The 19881-nt window shown below is 72.2% G+C and carries 14 protein-coding genes; 4 read left to right on the forward strand and 10 right to left on the reverse strand.

The genetic code is table 11. The features are described 5' to 3' along the window. Nucleotides 1-69: 69 nt before the first annotated feature. From ACFY8O_RS01475 to ACFY8O_RS01495, 5 genes are all read right to left on the reverse strand, one after another. Complete coding sequence (locus ACFY8O_RS01475; RefSeq protein WP_387897738.1) at nucleotides 70-915, reverse strand: polysaccharide deacetylase family protein; 846 nt, start codon at nucleotides 913-915, stop codon at nucleotides 70-72. Between the two features lie 374 nt (nucleotides 916-1289). After that, nucleotides 1290-1805, reverse strand: coding sequence for an ATP-binding protein (locus ACFY8O_RS01480; protein ID WP_387897741.1), 516 nt, complete (start codon nucleotides 1803-1805; stop codon nucleotides 1290-1292). A 251-nt stretch (nucleotides 1806-2056) separates the two neighbouring features. Continuing rightward, nucleotides 2057-2824: an enoyl-CoA hydratase/isomerase family protein gene (locus ACFY8O_RS01485; protein ID WP_145803003.1), complete on the reverse strand. Its 768-nt coding sequence runs from the start codon at nucleotides 2822-2824 to the stop codon at nucleotides 2057-2059. An 86-nt stretch (nucleotides 2825-2910) separates the two neighbouring features. Next, a complete protein-coding gene (locus ACFY8O_RS01490; RefSeq protein ID WP_387897744.1) occupies nucleotides 2911-4164 on the reverse strand; it encodes a L,D-transpeptidase in 1254 nt (417 codons plus the stop codon). A gap of 205 nt (nucleotides 4165-4369) precedes the next feature. Then, nucleotides 4370-5590: a L,D-transpeptidase gene (locus ACFY8O_RS01495; protein ID WP_145803006.1), complete on the reverse strand. Its 1221-nt coding sequence runs from the start codon at nucleotides 5588-5590 to the stop codon at nucleotides 4370-4372. A gap of 268 nt (nucleotides 5591-5858) precedes the next feature. Between ACFY8O_RS01495 and glgX the strand changes: the two genes are divergently transcribed. Continuing rightward, nucleotides 5859-7979 (forward strand): glycogen debranching protein GlgX, encoded by a 2121-nt coding sequence (gene glgX, locus ACFY8O_RS01500; RefSeq protein ID WP_387897747.1) that lies wholly within the window; start codon nucleotides 5859-5861, stop codon nucleotides 7977-7979. Nucleotides 7980-7988: 9 nt separating this feature from the next. Here glgX and ACFY8O_RS01505 read toward each other — a convergent pair whose 3' ends face one another. The 4 genes from ACFY8O_RS01505 to ACFY8O_RS01520 are packed head-to-tail and all read right to left on the reverse strand — an operon-like array spanning nucleotide 7989 to nucleotide 11666. Then, on the reverse strand, nucleotides 7989-8645 hold the full coding sequence (locus ACFY8O_RS01505) for a response regulator (RefSeq protein ID WP_145803010.1): 657 nt from the start codon (nucleotides 8643-8645) through the stop codon (nucleotides 7989-7991). 21 nt (nucleotides 8646-8666) lie between these two features. Next, nucleotides 8667-9956 (reverse strand): sensor histidine kinase, encoded by a 1290-nt coding sequence (locus ACFY8O_RS01510; protein ID WP_387897751.1) that lies wholly within the window; start codon nucleotides 9954-9956, stop codon nucleotides 8667-8669. 31 nt (nucleotides 9957-9987) lie between these two features. Next, nucleotides 9988-10761 (reverse strand): ABC transporter permease, encoded by a 774-nt coding sequence (locus ACFY8O_RS01515; RefSeq protein WP_387897754.1) that lies wholly within the window; start codon nucleotides 10759-10761, stop codon nucleotides 9988-9990. Next, the gene (locus tag ACFY8O_RS01520; protein ID WP_387897757.1) at nucleotides 10758-11666 is read right to left on the reverse strand and encodes an ABC transporter ATP-binding protein; all 909 of its coding nucleotides are present in this window, start codon (nucleotides 11664-11666) and stop codon (nucleotides 10758-10760) included. The genes ACFY8O_RS01515 and ACFY8O_RS01520 overlap by 4 nt, the downstream gene beginning before the upstream one ends. Nucleotides 11667-11819: 153 nt before the next feature. On the opposite strand from ACFY8O_RS01520, the gene ACFY8O_RS01525 reads away from it, so the two are divergent. The 3 genes from ACFY8O_RS01525 to ACFY8O_RS01535 all read left to right on the forward strand — a co-directional run bounded on the left by ACFY8O_RS01525 (nucleotide 11820) and on the right by ACFY8O_RS01535 (nucleotide 17935). Then, entirely contained in the window at nucleotides 11820-13622 is a 1803-nt protein-coding gene (locus ACFY8O_RS01525; protein ID WP_387897760.1) for an ABC transporter ATP-binding protein, read from the forward strand. Then, complete coding sequence (locus tag ACFY8O_RS01530) at nucleotides 13619-15490, forward strand: ABC transporter ATP-binding protein (protein WP_387897763.1); 1872 nt, start codon at nucleotides 13619-13621, stop codon at nucleotides 15488-15490. The genes ACFY8O_RS01525 and ACFY8O_RS01530 overlap by 4 nt, the downstream gene beginning before the upstream one ends. Before the next feature lie 396 nt (nucleotides 15491-15886). Next, the gene (locus ACFY8O_RS01535; protein WP_387897766.1) at nucleotides 15887-17935 is read left to right on the forward strand and encodes a M4 family metallopeptidase; all 2049 of its coding nucleotides are present in this window, start codon (nucleotides 15887-15889) and stop codon (nucleotides 17933-17935) included. 83 nt (nucleotides 17936-18018) lie between these two features. Here the strand turns inward: ACFY8O_RS01535 and ACFY8O_RS01540 are convergent, their stop codons facing one another. After that, entirely contained in the window at nucleotides 18019-19821 is a 1803-nt protein-coding gene (locus ACFY8O_RS01540) for a SpoIIE family protein phosphatase (protein WP_387897769.1), read from the reverse strand. Nucleotides 19822-19881 lie beyond the last annotated feature (60 nt).

Raw genomic sequence — 19881 nt, forward strand, 5'->3', positions numbered from 1 at the left:
CGGCAGCGCTCCGCCCGTGGGCGGACTCCGCCGCGCGGGCGCGGGCGCCGGCGCGCGGGGCCGCGGGCCTCAGGTCAGCAGCTCCGTGGCGGTGACCGCGCGCATGCGGCGCCGGCGGATCTCGGTCAGGAGGAGGGGCAGGGCGGCGACGGTGTCCCGGTAGCCGAAGTGCAGGCTCACCACGGAGCCGTTGCGGAGTTCGCCCGCGACCTTACGGGTCACCGCCGCGGTCCCGGGCGAGGTGAAGTCGAGGGATTCCACTCCGTAGGACAGGACGTGCGGGTACCCGGCGCGGAGCGCGAGCTCCTGGACGAGCGGGGTGGCGTACCGGGCGCGTGAGGGCCTGAACCAGGTGCCGATCGACCCGGTGAGCCGCCGCAGGCGCTGGGCGCAGCCGGTGATCTCCGCGTACGCCCGCCTCTCGTCCAGCGCGTTGATGTCGAGGTGGCTCTGGGTGTGGTTCCCCAGGTCGTGGCCGCCGTCGAGGATCCGGCGCGCCATGCCGGGGTGCCGGTCGAGCCAGCTGCCGACGGCGAGGACGGTGAGCCGTGCGCCCGCCCGCTCCGCCTCGGCGAGCACGGCCACGGCCAGGGCGGGGTCGCCCCGGCCGTGGAAGGTGAGGGCGACGCGCGGGCGATCGGCGGGGCCACGCTCGATCTGGACCGGCTGCCCGGGGAATCGCCGCGGAGCCGGGGCGGGGCGTACGGCGCGGTGTCCACGCAAGGCCTCGCGGGCCTGTGCACCCTGTTCGTCCCGGCCCTCACGGGCGGCCTGCGCACCCGGCGGCTTCTCCGCCGTGGCCGTGGGCGACGCGGCCCCGGGCGCGCACCCGGGGGTGAGGGCGCCCGTCACGAGCGCTCCGCCCGCCGCCCGCAGGACACCCCGGCGGGGCATCCCCACCCTGCGACCGTTCATGCCGTCCACCTCGCGGGTCGGTTCGGGCTTCCTGCCCCCGGACCTCGCCAGAGTAGGACGGGACGCACGCGAGGGGAGGAGAGACACCCTCGGGCGGTGATCGATGAATCACGCGGCGAAGTTGCGGAATGTGTGAAGAATGCCAGGCAAGTGACCCATCACACCTATGATTCAGAAGCGATACGTCAGGCTTTACTGATAAATGACCGTTTTGCCACTTTGGCCCCCGGGTCGCCCGTCTGCCATAGTCGGTGACACGACCTCCTCCGACCCGAGCCAGGTCCCCCGTGCGGCCGTGGACACACCCCCCATTCCACGGCCCCCTCAGAAGCCCCCGACGCGCCCCACCCCGGCCGACCGGGGGCTTCTGCGTGTCAGCGGTCGGAGGTGCGCATCTCGAACCAGGTGGTCTTGCCGCGCGGTAAGAGGTCGACGCCCCAGCGGTCGGAGAGCTTGTCGACGAGGAAGAGCCCTCGCCCGCTGACGTCCGTCTCCCGGACCGGCATCAGGCACGGCAGCCCGCGCGAGGGGTCACGCACCTCGATCCGGACCCAGCCGCGGCGCCGCAGCATCCGCAGACCGAAGACCCGCGCCCCGGTGTGCCGGACCGCGTTGCCCACGAGCTCGGAGACCAGTAGCACTCCGTGTTCGGCGGTCTGGGCGGGCAGCTGCCACTGACGCAGCATCACGCACGAGGTGATGCGCCGAGCGGTGGCGGCGGACTCCGGGCGGGACGGCAGCCGGACTTCGTCCTCCGTCGGATTACCGAACAACTCCAGCGCTTTGAACGCCTGTTCGTCTTCGCCGGCAGTCATCCAGCGTGCCGCCGTCGCGCTGCTGCGCGGTCGCGGCTGCTCCACACCCTCCAGGCCCGCCATGTCCCCCATCATGGCCGCACAGAACGCTCTCTGTGACCGTTCCGGCGGAATCCCTTACCCGGAACCAGTCATTCCGGGTTGGTTCTCCGGCATATGCCAGGGGCAGAAAGGGGGGTCTCGCACCCCGCCCCACCTGCGTCGACACAGGTGGGGCGAGTAATTGCACGGGCGGTAGGGGCGCCCGGCCTTAAGGTTCCCTTAAGGTTCCACTCATCCGCCCACACGGATGAACGGGCGCGCCCCTGTGCGTAACTGACGTTCGGTCAGAGAAATGTGGCCTTGCCCGGACCCTCCTCCACGAAGCTGCGCATCCCCCGCTCCCGGTCCTCGGTCGCGAACAGACCGGCGAACCAGTTGCGTTCGATCGTCAGCCCCGTGTCGATGTCCGTCTCCAGACCCGCGTCCACGCACTCCTTGGCGGCGCGCAGCGCCATCGCGGGCCCACGGGCCAGCCGGGCGGCCCACGCGTGCGCCTGCTCGTACACCTCCGCCGCCGGCACCACGCGGTCCACCATGCCGATCGCCAGGGCCTCGTCGGCCCTCACCTGACGGCCCGTGAAGATGAGGTCCTTGGCCTTGGACGGGCCGACCAGCCGGGCCAGCCGCTGGGTGCCTCCGGCGCCCGGGATCAGGCCGAGCAGGATCTCCGGCTGGCCGAGCTTGGCGTTGTCGGCGGCGATCCGGAAGTCGGCGCAGAGCGCCAGCTCGCAGCCGCCGCCCAGGGCGTAGCCGGTGACGGCGGCGACCACGGGCTTGGGGATGCGCGCCACGGCGGTGAAGGACTCCTGGAGGGCCCTGGAGCGCGCGACCATCGCCGCGTGGTCCATCACCTGCATCTCCTTGATGTCCGCGCCCGCGGCGAACACCTTCTCGCCGCCGTAGAGGATCACCGCCCGTACGTCGTCGCGCCGGCCGGCCTCCTCGGCGAGCTCGCGCAGCCGGTCCTGGACCGCGATGTCCAGGGCGTTCATCGGCGGGCGGTCCAGGCGGATCGTGCCGACGTTGTCGCTTACTTCGAGGGTTACGGTCATGGGGGCAGGTTAACCGTCGCTAACGGGAGCGGGCCCGGTGCCGTTGGTCACAGCACCGGGCCCGCTCCCGCGTTCGGGCGGGGGATCTACTTGATCCACTCCGACCAGTCCATGTTCCAGCCGTTGAGGCCGTTGTCGGGCTGGATCACCTTGTCCTCGGAGTTCTTGACGATGACGACGTCGCCGATCAGCGAGTTGTCGAAGAGCCACGCGGCGGGCGTCTTGCTGTCCCACGCACCGCGCACGTCCCGCAGGCCCACGCAGCCGTGGCTGGTGTTCGTCGTGCCGAAGATGCCGGACGCGCCCCAGTAGTTGCCGTGGATGAAGGTGCCCGAGGTCGACAGACGCATCGCGTGCGGGACGTCCTTGATGTCGTACTCGCCGCCGAAGCCGACGGTGTCACCGTTCATCCGGGTCACCTTGAGCTTCTCGCTGATGACCATCTGCCCGTTGTACGTGGTGGTGGCCGGGGCGCCCGCGGAGATCGGGATGTCCTTGATCTGCTTGCCGTCCCGGACCACCTTCATCCGGTGGGAGCTCGCGTCGACGGTGGAGACCTGGCTGCGCCCGATGGTGAACTTCACGGTCTTGGCCTGCTTGCCGTAGACGCCCGGCCGCCCCTCGACACCGTCGAGGTCGAGGCGCAGGGTCACCTCGGTGCCGGCCGCCCAGTACTTCTCGGGACGGAAGTCGAGGCGGTCGTTGCCGAACCAGTGCGGCTCGATCTGCACGGCCGGCTCAGCGGTCACGCTGATCGCCTTCTCCACGGCCGCCGGGTCGGTGATGCCACGGGTGAAGTGGATCGAGACCGGCATGCCGACGCCGACGGTCGAACCGTCCTCCGGCGTGTACTGGCCGATGAAGGTGTTCTGCGGGACCAGCGTGGTGAAGCTGGTGTCCTTCGCGGACTCGCGGCCCTCGGAGTCCTTGGCGACGGCGTGCACCGTGTACTTCGTCGCGGCGGCGAGGTGCCGGTCCGGGGTCCAGCTGAGGCCGTCCCCGGCTATCTTGCCCTCGACCTCCTTGCCCTTGGGATCCGCGACCTTCACCGTGCTCAGCTTGCCCTGGGCGGCCGAGATCTTCAGCGCCCCGCTCGTCGCCACGTCGTCGGCGCCGTCCTTCGGCGCGATGGTCACCACCGCCTGCGACGCGCTGGTGTCGTCCACCTTCGCGCCGGCCCCCTTGCCCTTGTCGTCGTCACCGGCGTTCGCGTTCCCGCCGCAGGCGGTCACCAGCAACAGCAGCACCCCCAGGACCGGGGCGAGAAGGACGGGGGCCCTGCGCCCGCGCCGTCCTCCGCCCGTGCCGGTCCGTTCCCCCGATATCGGCTGCCCGTTCAATGTGGTCGTCTCCCCTCGCACGGCCCTGGCCCCGCCATGGCCCGCACCCCCGCGCGCTGTACGTGCGCGCTCGGCGCTAGACAATCACACCGGGCGTGGGGAGAACTCCCCCGGAATGTCACTGTTCGGTCCCAAGTCGCCCCAGGGCTCGCACGGGTGGTCCCGGAGAGGGGATCTCCGGGACCTTCGCAGGTCGGACCGGGGGTCACCGCAGGGCGGAGCCCGCCTTCCACTCGGGCCAGCCGAGGTTCCAGCCACCGAGGCCGTTGTCCGGCGCAACCGTCTTGTCCGCGGAGTTGACCACCTCCACCACGTCGCCGACGAGGGTCCGTTCGAAGAACCATCCCGCCGGGGTGTCGGAGCTGCCGCCCTTCACGTCACGCAGCCCGATGCAGCCGTGACTGGTGTTCTCGGAGCCGAAGACGTCCGGGGACTCCCAGTAGTTGCCGTGCAGGAAGGTGCCCGACTTGGTCAGCCGGACGGCGTGGGGCACGTCCTTGATGTCGTACTCCCCGCCGAAGCCGACGGTGTCCCCGTTCATCCGCGTCACGTCGTGCAGTTCGGAGACCACCATCTTGCCGTTGTACGTGGTCCGCTTCTCGGCGCCCGCCGAGATCGGGACGGTGCTGACGAGCTCGCCGTCGCGCCGTACCTCCATGGTGTGCGCGGCGGCGTCCACCAGCGAGGTCTGCGACCGGCCGACCCGGAAGGTCACCTTCTTGCGCTGACTGCCGTAGATCCCGGGCGCGCCCTCCACGTCGCGCAGGCCCACGTCGACGGTGACCTCGGTGCCCGGTTCCCAGTACGAGGCGGGGCGGAAGTCCAGCCGGTCCTTGCCGAACCAGTGACCGACCACCTCGACCTCGGGCTCCGTGGTGATCCTGATGGCCTTCTCCACCGCGGCACGACGGGTGACGGGCCGGCTGAAGTCGAAGGAGACGATCATTCCGGTGCCCACCGTGGAGCGGTTCTCCGGCTTGAAGTAGCCGATGAAACGGTCCTTGGGGACCAGCGTGGTGAAGGTGGTGCTGCGGGCCGAGCGGCGGCCGTCCCCGTCGACGGCGACCGCCTCGACGCTGTACTTGCCGGCCAGCCCGAGCCGGTACCCCTTGTCCCGGGGCGCCCAGGAGCGGCCGTCGTCCGCGATCCGGCCCGGCACCTCCCGCTGTTCCGCGTCCTCGATCCGTGTGACCTTCACCCGTTCGAGCCGCCCGTCGGGGACGGTGACCCCGAGTCGGCTGCCGGGGCCGACGTCGCGTGCCCCGTCCTCGGGGAGGATCCGGATCGCGTCCCCGGGTGCGCGGTCGTCCCCGAAGAACGACGTCGCCTCGGTGCAGCCCGTGAGTACGGCCAGCACGGTGAACAGTCCTGCCCATGTCAGCACGGCGGCCGAACCCGCCCGTGCTCTCTTCGCTTCGTGGTTCACGCTCCCCCAACGACGGGGCAGCCCTCGGGAAACGTGAGTGCGGGCCCCGCCGTGGGCAGAACAAAGGGGGAGGACCCCACCAGGAAGGCCGCGGCCGGGACGCCGTACGCCCTCTCCCCGGGTACCGGTCCGACGAGCCGCAGGAGGCCCAGAGGTGTCGAGTACAGCCGAGCAGGAGGAAACGCCGCGCACCGCGGGGCGGAGGGGGGCGCCCGTTCCGGCCCCGGTGCACGGACCCGGCGAACCACCCGTATGGCCGGGTGCACCGATGCCGCTGGGTGCCCGCTTCAGGGTGGGCCCGGACGGTGTGGCCGGCACGAACTTCGCCCTCTGGGCGGGCGGGGCCGAAGCCGTCGAACTCTGTCTCTTCGACGAGCACGGCGGTGAGATCCGGCTCCCGCTGACCGAACTCACCCACGAGATCTGGCACGGTTTCCTCCCCGGGGTACGCCCGGGCCAGCGGTACGGCTACCGGGTGCACGGCCGCTGGGACCCCTGGACCGGCGCCCGCTGGAACGCGGCGAAGCTGCTCCTCGACCCGTACGCCCGCGCGGTGGACGGTTCCTTCACCCTGCCGCCCGAGGTCTACGGGCACATGCGGGACTGGCCCGACCAGCACGTGGCGGACACCGTGCGGGACGACCGGGACTCGGCTCCGTTCGTGCCCAAGGCCGTCGTGGTGCACGACGACGACGACTGGGCGGAGGACCGCAGGCCCAAGACCCCCTGGGCGGACTCCGTCATCTACGAGCTGCACGTGCGCGGCTTCACCAAGCTCCACCCGGACATCCCCCCGGAACTGCGCGGCACCTACGCCGGGCTCGCCCATCCGGCCGCCGTGGGCCACCTGCGGCGCCTCGGGGTGACGGCGGTCGAGTTGCTCCCGGTGCACCAGTTCGCCCACGAGGACCACCTCCTGCGGCGCGGACTGCACAACTACTGGGGCTACAACTCCATCGGCTACTTCGCCCCGCACGCCGGTTACGCCGCGAACGGCACGGCGGGGGCGCAGGTCGGGGAGTTCAAGCAGATGGTGCGCGCCCTGCACGACGCGGGGATCGAGGTGATCCTCGACGTGGTCTACAACCACACGGCCGAGGCCGGCGAGCTCGGCCCGACGCTGTCCCTGCGCGGCATCGACAACCGCGGCTACTACCGCCTCCAGCAGGACGCCCGCCGATACGCGGACTACACGGGGTGCGGCAACACCCTGCACGTGGTGCAGCCGCAGGTGCTGAGGCTCATCACGGACTCGCTGCGCTACTGGGTGACGGAGATGGGCGTCGACGGCTTCCGCTTCGACCTGGCGGCGGCGCTCGCCCGCTCGATGCACGACGTCGACATGCTCTCCCCCTTCCTCGCGGTGATCGCGCAGGACCCGGTGCTGCGCCGGGTCAAGCTGATCGCCGAACCGTGGGACGTCGGCAACGGGGGGTACCAGGTGGGGGCCTTCCCGCCCCTGTGGACCGAGTGGAACGACCGCTACCGCGACGCCGTGCGCGACTTCTGGCGCGGTGCCCTGCCCGACGTGCGCGACATCGGCTACCGGCTCACCGGATCGAGCGACCTGTACGCCTGGGGCGGCAGGCGCCCGTACGCCTCGGTCAACTTCGTCACCGCGCACGACGGCTTCACCCTGCGCGACCTGGTGAGTTACGAGCACAAGCACAACGAGGCCAACGGTGAGGGCAACCGCGACGGCACGAACGACAACCGTGCCTGGAACTGCGGCGCCGAGGGCGAGAGCGACGATCCGGACGTCAACGCCCTGCGCCGCAGGCAGTTGCGCAACCTGCTGACCACCCTGCTCCTGTCGACCGGGGTGCCGATGCTGGTGGCCGGCGACGAGATGGGCCGCACCCAGGGCGGAAACAACAACGCCTACTGCCAGGACAACGAGGTCAGCTGGGTGGACTGGTCGCTCCTGGAGGACCCCCGGTGGCGCGGGCTGACCGAGCTGACCGCCCGGGTGCTCGCCCTGCGCCACCGCCATCCTGTGCTGCGCCGGAGGGCGTTCTTCGCCGGGACACCGCAGGCCCCTGACGGGCTGCGGGACCTGGCCTGGTTCACCGACCGGGGCGCGGAGATGACGGAGGCCGACTGGTACGCCCCGGCGGCCACCCTCGGTCTCTACCTGTCCGGGCGTGACATCCCGGGCCGTGACGCCCGGGGCGGGCAGATCACCGACGACAGCTTCCTGGCGGTGCTCCACGCGGACCACCGGCCCTGCGACTTCACGCTTCCCGGACCGCCCTGGGCCCAGTCCTACGAACTGGTGCTGGACACCTCGCGCGAGGAGCAGGCCACAGCCCCGGGGACGGTCCACCAGGGCGGTACGGCGCTCACGGTGCCGGGGAGGACGGTGCTGCTGCTGCGGGTGGCGGAGTGAGGGGCACCCTCAGCCGAGGATGCCGCGCTCGTAGGCGACGGCGACGGCCGCCGCGCGGTCCTTCGCGCCCAGCTTGGCGAAGACGTGGGTGAGGTGGGTCTTCACGGTCGCCTCGCTGATGAAGAGTTCGGCGGCGATCTCCCGGTTCGAGGTCCCCCGGGCGACGAGTCCCAGCACCTCGCGCTCGCGCGCGGACAGCGACTCGTTGCCCGGAGCCGTGGGGGTGCGCACCCGCGACACGAGGCGGGAGGCCACCGCGGGGGACAGTACGGTGCGGCCGTCGGCGGCGGCCCGTACGGCGGTGAAGAGCTCGTCGCGGGGCGCGTCCTTGAGCAGGTAGCCGGTCGCGCCCGCCTCGATGGCGGGCAGCGTGTCGGAGTCGGTGTCGTACGTGGTGAGGACGAGCACCCTGGACCGGGCGCCGAGCCGGGCCAGCCGGGCGATGGCCGCCACGCCCCCGCCGCCCGGCATCCGCAGGTCCATCAGCACGACGTCGGGGTCGAGACGGAGGGCGAGTTCCACCGCCGCCACCCCGTCCGCCGCCTCGCCGAGGACCTCGAAGCCGGGCGCGGAGGCGAACATGCCGCGCAGGCCGTCGCGTACGACGGGGTGGTCGTCGACGACGAGGAGGGTGATGACGCGCGCGGTGCCCGTGGCCTCAGTCATATCGCCGCAGGCTACTGCCCGTCAGGTACGCCGTACCAGCGGTACCCGGGCGGAGACGGCCGTGCCCTGTCCGGGTCCGGTCTCGATCTCCACCGTGCCCGCGATCTGTTCGGCGCGGGCCCGCATCCCGCGGAGGCCGAAGCCGCCGGCGCCGCTGTGCGGGGGCAGGGCGGCCGGGTCGAAGCCGCAGCCGTCGTCGCGGACGTCCAGGGTTATCTCGTCGCCCATGTAGGAGAGCGTGACGCCCGCCCGTGTCGCGCCGGAGTGCCGGGCGGCGTTGGCGAGGGCCTCCTCCGCGATGCGCAGCAGGGTGGCCCCGACCTCGTCGTGGAGCGGCTCGACGGTGCCGGTGACGGTGAGATCCGCCCGTGCGCCGCTGCGTTCCGCGTAGCCCGTGACGGTCCTGCCGAGCGCCACGGGGAGGTCGTCGTGCTCCAGCGCGGCGGGCGCCAGGTCGTGGACGGAGCGCCGGGCCTCGCCGAGGCTGTGGCGGGCCAGGGCCGCGGCCCGCTCCAGGTGGACGCGGGCGGTCGGGGGGTCGGTCTCCCGGGTGGAGGCGACGGCCTGGAGCTGGGTGATGATGCCGGTGAGCCCCTGGGCGAGGGTGTCGTGGATCTCGGCGGCGAGCCGGCGCCGCTCGTCGTCGACCCCGGCCTCGCGGGCCTGGACGAGGAGCTGGGCGTGCAGGGCCGCGTTCTCCGCCATGGCCTCCTCCAGCCGGATGTTGGTGCGTTCGAGCTCATCGATGGTCTCGGCCTGGACCCGGGCCTTCTCCACCTCGCGCAGCCCGGCGTGCCAGAAGAAGAGGGCGAGGCCGGCGTTGAGGCCGTACAGCGCCCCGAACGCGACCCAGTTCATCAGGGAGGCCGGTGGCAGGCCGCCGCTCTGCGACCCTGCCAGGGTGGCGGCCGTGGTGAGCAGCCCGACGCGCACGGCGGGCTTGGGCAGCAGCGGCTCGACGTCGAAGTAGCCGAGGGCCGCGTAGATCGCGAAGAACGGGTTGAGCCAGGTCAGGGCGAAGGCGAGGACGGTCCGCAGCGCGTAGTAGGCCACCGCCGCCGGCGCGGCCGGTGCGGTGCGCGGGCGGGCCCGGCCCCACCAGGCCTGGAGCCCGTACGCCGCGGCGACCAGCGCACCGGCCGTGTACATCTCGTCGCGCGTCATGAGCAGCCCGGCGGCGACAGCCGAGACGAGGGTGGCCAGGGTGAGCACGACATAGGGCCCGTAGCGGTAGAACTGCTCCCAGCGGTGTTCCACGGTGCGGGGCGCCACCGGGACGCGGGGGTGCGGGGGGCGCGGCGGCTGCGTCATGCGCGCAGTCTCCCCCGGCCGCCGCCCCGCGTCACTGCCACCGGAAGAGGCGGCTCGCCGCGAAGCCCAGCAGCACGGTCCACCCCGCGACGACGCCCAGGCAGGCCCAGCTCGGCCAGTCGCCGGAGGCGGCCTGGTCCAGTGCCTGCGCGGCGGCGCCGAACGGGGTGAACCCGACGATGCGGCGCAGGGTGTCGGGCATCGCCTGGACAGGCACCCAGACTCCCGCGGTGAACATCATCACGAGGTACGCGACCGAGCCGGCCGCGGTGGCCGCCTTCGTCGTGCGGGACAGGGCGCAGATGGTGGCGCCCATGGCGAGGACGACGGCGACGGCGAGCAGCAGCGCCAGGACGTAGCCGGTCAGGTGCCCGGGGAGCGGGACGCCGTGGAGGAGACCGCCCACCGTCACGACGAGGAGCGCAGAACCGAGCGCCGCGGCTCCGTGCAGGGTGATCTGGGCGGTGAGGAGTGCCCCGGGCCGCACCGGGGTGGTGGACATGCGGCGCAGGACGCCGCGCTCGCGGTAGGAGGTGAGGACCGGAGGCATCGCCTGGAGCCCGGCCATGATCATGGCGAGGAGGATCGAGACGGGGACGTAGAGGTCGATGACCCGGCGTCCCGCGAGGTCGTCCTGCGGCTCCGCGAAGGCCGGGACGAAGCCGAGGATCACGAGCAGGACGGACGGGAAGGCCAGGATCCAGAAGAGACTGCCGGGTTCACGGAGGAAGAGCCGGGTCTCCGCCCTGAGGACGGCGACGGCGGGGGCCGTGCGGGAGGCGGTAGTGGGCGTGGTCGTGGTCATGAGGCCTGCTCCGTGAGGTCGAGGAAGACGTCGTCCAGGCCGGCGTCGACGACGCGGAGCTGACGGGCGGTGACGTGGTGGCGGGCCAGGAGCGTGATGACGGCGTTGGCGGTGTCGTCGGTACCGTGGATGACGACCCGGCCCCCGGGGTCCGCGACCTCGACGGAGACCGCTCCGGGCAGGCCGGCGAGGTCGCCGGGCGGAAGCGGGGCAGACGGCGTGAAGGAAATGGCGGTGGATCCCGCAGAGCTGCCGATGAGCCCGCCGGGGGTGTCCAGCGCCACGACCCGGCCCTTGTCGATCACCGCGATCCGGTCGCAGAGCCGCTGGGCCTCCTCCATGAAGTGGGTGACGAGCAGGACGGTCACCCCGCCGTCCCGGGCCTCCTCGATGAGGTGCCAGGTGTCGCGCCGGGCCCGGGGGTCGAGGCCGGTGGTGAGCTCGTCCAGGACGACCACGCGGGGGTTGCCGATGAGGGCGAGCGCGATGAAGAGGCGCTGCTTCTGCCCACCGGAGAGCGTGGCGAAGGGACGGCCGAGGTGGCCGTCCAGCCCGAGCCGTGCGGCGAGCGCACGCCAATCGGCGGGCCTGGGGTAGAAGGCGCTGTAGAGCTCCAGCGCCTCCCGCACGGTCAGTTTGGGCTGGAGTTCGCTCTCCTGGAGCTGGGCGCCCAGCAGCTGGGTGACCTCGTGGCGGTCGGTGGCCGGGTCGAGGCCGGCGACCCTGACGGTGCCCGCGTCGGGTGTCCGCAGCCCTTCGACGCACTCCACGGTCGTGGTCTTACCGGCGCCGTTGGGGCCGAGTATCCCGAAGATCTCCCCTTCCTCGACGGCGAAGCTCACCCCGTCGACGACGGGACGGCCCCCGTAGGCCTTGCGGACCCCGTTCACTTCGATGACTGCCATGCCCGCAAGGATTGCGCCGGGCGTACGGCGCCGGTATCCACCGTCACGCTCGGACCGGCATCAGCCGATCGGTTGACCCGGCGGTACGACCCGGCAGGCGTGACCGGAAATTCACGTGAGCGATGTCAGTGGTGAACCATAGGCTCGCTCCTGATGCCCGAAAAACCTGCAGAGCCCACGGACCGGTCCGCCGTGCGCTCCCTCCTGCGCCTGTGGCCCTACGTCAGACCGGTGCGAGCCCGCTGGATCAGCGCCGCCCTCGTGGCGGTGCTGGCCTCCTGTCTCGCCCTGGTGATCCCCCTGGTCCTGAAGTGGATGGTGGACGGCCCGGTCGCCGACCGCGATCCGGGCGGGGTCTGGCTGGGCGCGCTCTACCTGCTGCTCCTGGGCATCGCGGAGGCGGGCCTCTTCGGCCTCCGGCGATGGCTGGTGGCCCGGCCGCTGGCCGGGGTCGAGGCGTCCATGCGCGCCGATCTCTACCGCCATCTCCAGCGGCTGCCCGTGGCGTTCCACGACCGCTGGCCCTCGGGTCAGTTGCTGTCGCGCGGCACCACCGATCTGATGCTGCTGCGGATGTTCCTGGCCTTCCCGCTGACGTTCCTCCTGGTCAACGGCACGACCATCGTGGTCGGTTTCGTGATCCTGTTCGCCCAGGAGTGGTCGCTGGGGCTGGTCCTCCTCGCGCCCGCCGTGCCCCTGATGATCCTGTGCTCGCTGTTCGAGACGAAGTACGCGGTGGTGGCGCGCAGGGCCCAGGACCAGGTCGGCGATCTGACCACGGTCGTCGAGGAGAGCGTGCTCGGCATCCGTGTCGTCAAGGGCTTCGGACGCAACCGCAGCCAGGCACTGGCCTTCCGTGCGCTGGCCCGGCGGCTGCGCACCACGGAGCTGGGCAAGGCCCGGCTGCTCGCCGGGATCTGGGCGCTCATCACCGCCATCCCCGAGCTGGCGATCGGGGCGGCGCTGGTGCTCGGGACGATCGAGGTGGCGGACGGGAATCTGTCGGCCGGGACGCTCGTCGCGTTCCTCTCGACCGCCCTGGCGCTGCGCTGGCCGGTCGAGTCGATCGGTTTCCTGCTGGCGATGAGCCAGGAGTCCGCGACGGCCGCCGACCGCTACTTCGAGGTGATGGACGTCCCCGAGGAGGCGGAACCCGCGCCGCGGGCGAGGACGGAGGCCCGGGGCGAAGAGGGCCTCGTCTTCGACGGGGTGGAGTTCCGCTACCCCGACGCCGACCCCGGCTCCCCTCCTGTGCTGGCCCGGATCGATCTGCGGATCCGTCCCGGCGAGACCCTGGCCCTGGTGGGGGCCACGGGCTCCGGGAAGACGACGCTGACGGCGCTCGTCCCCCGGCTGCACGACGTCACGGCGGGCCGGATCCTGCTGGACGGCGAGGACATCGCCGCCATGGAGCGCCCCCGGCTGCGTGAGCTGGTGTCGGTGGCCTTCGAGGAGCCGACCCTCTTCTCCGCGACCGTGGGCGAGAACGTGCTGCTGGGGGCCGAGGACGCGGGCGAGGAACACCTGCTGCGGGCGCTGTCCGTCGCCCAGGCCGATTTCGTCCACGACCTTCCGCAGGGTGTGGGCACCCAGGTAGGCGAGCAGGGCCTGAGCCTCTCCGGGGGGCAGCGGCAGCGTCTCGCGCTGGCCCGCGCGGTGGTCGGCGAGCCTCGCTTCCTGGTGCTCGACGACCCGCTCTCCGCGCTGGACGTGCACACGGAGGCCCTGGTGGAGGCGGCCCTGCGGCGGGTGCTGGAGGGGACGACCGCCCTGGTCGTCGCCCACCGGCCGTCCACGGTGATGCTGGCGGACCGGGTGGCCCTGCTGTCCGGCGGCCGGATCAGGGCGGTCGGCACCCATCAGGAACTCCTGCGCACCGACGCGGAGTACGCCTGGCTGATGTCCGGTGACCGGGGCGCCGGTCTTCCCGTCCCCGAGGAGGGCGGTATCCGATGACCAGTACCACTGCCGACGGCCCCGCCCTCACCGGCGACGACCTGCCCGAGGGGGAGGCGGGGCGGCCACCGGGTGACGGTGACCTGTTCGACCGCGACGCCCTGCCCGCCCCGCGCGGGGCCACCTGGGCCCTGCTGACGTCCCTGCTCGGTCCGCTGCGTGCCAGGGTGGCCGTGGCCGCCCTCGTCCTGGTGTTCCAGCAGGCCGCGGTACAGGCGGGCCCGCTGCTCGTCGCGTACGCCATCGACAGCGCGGTGCCCGCCTTCCGGGACCACGACTACGGTCCGCTGGCCGCCGTGGGCGCCGGGTACGCGGTGTGCTCGGTGGGCGCCGGGCTCCTCCAGTACGCCTTCATCCGGGCCGCCGCGCGGATCAACCAGGACGTCCTGCTCGACCTGCGCGGACGGATCTTCCGGCACGCCCAGGCGCTGAGCGTGGACTTCCACGAGCGCTACACCTCGGGCCGGCTCATCTCCCGGTCGACCACCGACGTGGAGTCCCTGCGCGAGCTGCTGAGCGAGGGACTCCAGGAACTGATCGGCGTGGTCCTGTCGTTCGTGTCCATCTCCCTGATGCTGCTCTGGCTCGACCTCGGCATCGGCGCCATCGCGGTGGCCTCCTTCGTGCCGCTGTACCTGCTGGTGCGCAGCTACCGCCGGCGCGCCTCCACGGCGTACTCGGCGCGCTCCTCGGCGATCGCCGCGGTCATCGTGAAGTTCGCCGAGACGATGAACGGGATCAGGCCCGTGCAGGCCTTCCGCAGGGAGCGTGCCAACGACACGGAGTTCGCGGTGCTCAACCGCCGCCACGAGCGGACCAACGGCGACGCCCTGCTGGAGATGGCGCGCTACGTCGTCGGTTCCCGCCTGGTGGCCAACACCGCCGTGGCGGCGATGGTGCTCTGGGGCGCCTACCGGGTCGCGTCGGGCACGCTGGCGCTCGGTGTGCTGGCCGCCGCGGTGCTCTATCTGCGGCGGCTGTACGACCCGATCGACCGGCTCGCGATGTTCCTCAACTCCTACCAGTCGGCGGCTGCTTCGCTGGAGAAGATCGCCGGCCTGCTGGCGCAGACGCCCACCGTGCCCGAGCCGGTCGCGCCGAAGGTCCTGCCCGCCCTGACCGGTGAGCACCCGGGCCGCGAGGTCGTCTTCGACGAGGTGCGTTTCGCGTACCGGACGGGTGGAGAGGTCCTCCCCCGGTTCGCGCTGACGATCCCGGCGGGGCAGACCGTGGCCGTGGTCGGCTCGACGGGCGCGGGCAAGTCGACGCTCGCCAAGCTGCTGGCGCGCTTCTACGACCCCACCGAGGGGCGCGTGCTGCTGGACGGCACCGATCTGCGCGATCTGGCGACGCCCGAACTGCGCCGGGGTGTGGTGATGGTGACCCAGGAGGCGTTCCTGTTCTCCGGGACGATCGCCGAGAACATCGCGATCGGCCGCCCGGAGGCGGGTCCCGAGGAGATCGAGCGCGCCGCCAAGGCCATCGGGGCGCACGACTTCATCACCGCGCTGCCCGACGGGTACGAGACGGACGTCCGCAAGCGGGGCGGGCGGATCTCCGCAGGTCAGCGTCAACTCGTCGCCTTCGCGCGCGCTTTGCTCGCCGACCCGGCCGTGCTGATCCTCGACGAGGCCACGAGCTCGCTCGACGTCCCCGGCGAGCGGGCCGTGCAGCGGGCCATGGACACCGTCCTGCACGGGCGTACGGCGGTCGTCATCGCCCACCGGCTGTCGACGGTCGAGATCGCGGACCGGGTGCTCGTGATGGAGCACGGCCGGATCGTCGAGGACGGGACGCCGGCCGAACTCATCGGGGGCGACGGCCGTTTCGCCGGGCTGCACAAGGCGTGGCGGGAGAGCCTGGCCTGACGGCTTCCGCCGGCCCCGGGGCCACGACGGCGGAGACAGGCCACAGGGGACGGCGCGGAACTGGCCACAGTTCCGCGCCGTCTCAGCACGTGGTCCCCCTCCGCTTCGCATTCCGCCCGCCGTTCGGCGCGAGCGAGGGCTGAACCTCAACGCACCCTGCGAATACAGGGTTCCCGGCGCCTCGGCGGGATCCCGGCCACCCTCGGGCGACACACGGGGAAACGTTCGCTTAACGAACACGGCACTTCCGGCAACGGACGACTTCCGGCCAATGTGTTGACGCGCTCCTGACACACACCTGGTTCTGCTGGCACTCTTCCCCCGTTCCGCGCACCGCCTGCTCTGCCGGCCGGCTCTACCCCGCCGACCGTGACCCCCCTCGCAGAAGGAGTCCGCGTGAGACCCACGCCCAGCCGTCGTGCCACAGCGACCGGCGCTCTGATAGCCGCAGCAGCACTCCTCGCCGTCGGAATGCAGGGCGGTGCCGCCACGGCCGCCCCCGAGGCCGCGACCGCCGCCCCGGCCGCCGCGGTGAAGGGCGCCGACCCGGGCGCCCTTCCCGCGAAGCTCTCCCCGGCGCAGCGCGCCGAGCTGCTCAGGGAGGCGAACTCCACCAAGGCGGCGACCGCCGAGGAGCTCGGTCTCGGAGCCACGGAGAAGCTCGTCGTCCGCGATGTCGTCAAGGACGTCGACGGCACCACCCACACCCGCTACGAGCGCACGCTGGACGGCCTCCCCGTCCTCGGCGGCGACCTGGTCGTCACCGCCTCGAAGGCGGGAGCGACCGAGGCGGTCACCAAGGCCTCCAAGGCGACCGGTGCGCAGCTGAAGGCCGTCGGCAGCACGGCCGCCGTCGCCCCGGCCACCGCCGAGAAGCAGGCGCTCACCGCGGCCCGTGCCGACGGCTCGAAGAGCACCGAGGCCAGCAAGGCCCCGCGCAAGGTCGTCTGGGCCGCGAGCGGCACCCCGCAGCTGGCGTACGAGACGGTGGTCGGCGGCCTCCAGCACGACGGCACGCCGAACGAGCTGCACGTCATCACCGACGCCTCGTCCGGCGCCAAGCTCTACGAGTGGCAGGCCATCGAGAACGGCACGGGCAACACCCAGTACAGCGGTCAGGTCACCCTGGGGACCTCGGGCTCCGGCAGCTCCTACAACCTGACGGACACCGCGCGGGGCAACCACAAGACGTACAACCTGAACCGCGGCACCTCGGGCACGGGGACGCTGTTCTCGGGCACCGACGACGTCTGGGGCAACGGCAGCGCGTCCAACACCGAGACCGCCGCGGCCGACGCGCACTACGGCGCCGCGGAGACCTGGGACTTCTACAAGAACGTCATGGGCCGCAGCGGTATCAAGGGCGACGGCGTGGGCGCGTACTCCCGTGTCCACTACGGCAACAACTACGTCAACGCCTTCTGGTCCGACAGCTGCTTCTGCATGACGTACGGCGACGGCAGCGGCAACCTCGCGCCCCTGACCTCGCTGGACGTGGCGGCGCACGAGATGACGCACGGCGTCACCTCCAACACCGCCGGCCTCAACTACAGCGGTGAGTCGGGCGGTCTCAACGAGGCCACCTCGGACATCTTCGCGGCGGGCGTGGAGTTCTACTCCAACACGGCGACCGACCCGGGCGACTACCTCGTCGGCGAGAAGATCGACATCAACGGCGACGGCACGCCGCTGCGTTACATGGACAAGCCGAGCAAGGACGGCGCGTCCAAGGACTACTGGTACTCCGGCCTCGGCTCGGTCGACGTCCACTACTCCTCGGGCCCGGCGAACCACTTCTTCTACCTGCTCTCCGAGGGCAGCGGCGCCAAGACCGTCAACGGGGTGTCCTACAACTCCCCGACGTCCGACGGCCTCCCGGTGACCGGCATCGGCCGGGACAAGGCGCTGCAGATCTGGTTCAAGGCGCTCACCACGAAGTTCACCTCCACCACGAACTACGCGGCGGCCCGCACCGGCACCCTCGCCGTGGCCGGTGAGCTGTACGGCACCACGAGCGCCGAGTACACCGCGGTCGCCAACGCGTGGGCCGGCATCGCCGTCGGCTCCCGCCCCGGTGGCGGCACCGACCCGGACCCGGGCGGCACGGTCTTCCAGAACACGACCGTCAAGGCCATCGCCGACCGGAGCACCACCAACATCCCCGTCGTCGTCAGCGGTGTCACCGGCAACGCGCCCAGTGACCTCTCGGTGGCGGTCAACATCACGCACACCTACCGCGGTGACCTGGTGCTCGACCTCGTCGCCCCGGACGGCACGGCGTACCGGCTGAAGAACTCCTCGTCGAGCGACTCCGCGGACAACGTGGTGGCGACCTACACGGTCAACGCCTCGTCCGAGGTGGCCAACGGCACGTGGAACCTGAGGATCCAGGACGCCTACTCGGGCGACACCGGCACCTTCAACAGCGTCAAGCTCACGTTCTGATCCTCCGCCGGCGCTGAGCGGGCGCCGCGCGGACCACGGAACGGACGGCCCGGGGGAGCGTGCTCCCCCGGGCCGTCGGGCGTTCAGCCGGGAAGGTTCTGCTCGGCCCAGACGACCTTGCCGGTCGCCGTGCGGCACGAACCCCATCTGCGGCACAGCAGGTTGATGAGCTGAAGTCCCCGCCCGCCCTCGTCGCTGACGCCGGCGTGCTGGATCTGCGGCAGATCGGGCCCGGTGTCGGAGAGTTCCACCTGGAGCCGCTCGTCGTACAGCAGCCTGAGCCGGCCGGGACCCCCGCCGTAGCGCAGGGCGTTGCCGACCAGCTCGCTGACGACCAGCTCCGTCACGTCGGCGAGCTCGTCGAGGCCCCACCGGCCGAGCTGCTCGGTGACCAGCTTGCGCGCGGTGGAGGCCGGGTTGCCCACCGTGGGCAGGTCCCACTCCCGCAACCGCAGTTCGTGCGGCGGAGTATGGCCCCCCGCGACCAGCAGCACCGCCTCGTCGAAGCGCCCGTCGTCCTGGCGCGGCGAGGTGAGCGGGCCCCCGGCGTCGAGCTGCCCGGGCTCCATCGCGGCCACCGACGTACGCAGCCGCTCCAGCTGGACGTCCACGTCGTCGGTCCTGGTCTTGATCAGCCCGTCGGTGTAGAGCACCAGCCGGCCACCCGCCGGTCCCCGCAGCCGCAGGGGGTCGTACGGGATGACCCCGGCGCCCAGCGGCGCCCCGACCGGTACGTCGACGTAGCGGGCGGCACCGTCGGAGCCGACGAGCAGCGGCGGCGGATGCCCCGCGCTCGCGATGGTGTAGCTGGAGTCCGCCGGGTCGTAGACCGCGCACAGGCAGGTGGCGACCTGGTCGTCCTCCAGGTCGCGGGTCGCCAGGTCCAGCCGGGCGAGCACCTGGTGGGGCGCGATGTCCAGCATCATCAGGGTGCGGGCGACGGCCCGCAGCCGGCCCATCGTCGCGGCGGCGGGCAGCCCGTGGCCGGTGACGTCGCCGACGACCAGCGCCGTCCGCCCGCCGGGGAGCGCCACCACGTCGTACCAGTCGCCGCCCACCCCGTGCGCGTCGACCGCGGGGGCGTAGTGGGCGTGGACGGCCAGGCCGGGCGTGTGGGGTGTGGCGCGCGGGAGCAGGCTCCGCTGGAGCGAGACGACGTGCTGGCGTTCGCGTCCGTAGAGCCGGGCGTTGTCGATGAACACGGCGGCCATGGCGCCCAGCTGTCCGGCCAGGTCGAGGTCGGCGCGGTTGAAGGGCGGGCTGCTCCCGGCCCGTACGAAGTCGGCGGAGCCGAGCAGGACGCCCCGGGCGATCAGCGGCACCGCCATGTAGCTGTGGACCCCCTGCCGCCGCATCGCGCGGGCCGCGCTGTCGGTGGGCGTGACGCGCCGGTAGTCCTCCAGGGTCATCCTGCTGACCAGCACGGGCCGGCCGTTGCGCAGGCACTCCGTGGTCAGCAGCGTCTCGCGGCGCTCCCTGCGGTCGACCACCTCGCCGACCGGGGAGGGTTCGAGCTCGTTCAGCGCGTCGATGGCCCGGACGGCCATGGCCCGGGTGACGGGGACCGCCGCGCCGGTCACGCGCTCGCCCTCCTCACCGCGCAGCACCGACTCCAGCACGTCGACGGCGGCGCCGTCGGCCAGCCGCGGGACGCTGAAGGCGGCCAGCTCCTCGGCCGTCCGTTCCAGGTCGAGGGTGGTGCCGATGCGGGTGCTCGCCGCGTTGAGCCAGCGCATACGGGCCGCGGTGGTGAAGCGGTCGCCGCGCAGCGGGGCGGAATCCGGGCGGCGGACGTGCAGCGGCCGGGAGGCGCCGTTCCGCGTGGCCAGCCGACGGGTCAGGCGTCTTGCTCGGCCTCCGCCGCCGTTCACCGTGCTGACCTCCACTCGCGTTCCCGTGCGGGAACGCCTCGCTGTCACGTCGGTGGCTGCAGGGGCACACCGGCA

The organism is Streptomyces argenteolus, from assembly GCF_042902585.1.
GTDB classification, from domain to species: Bacteria; Actinomycetota; Actinomycetes; order Streptomycetales; family Streptomycetaceae; genus Streptomyces; species Streptomyces argenteolus.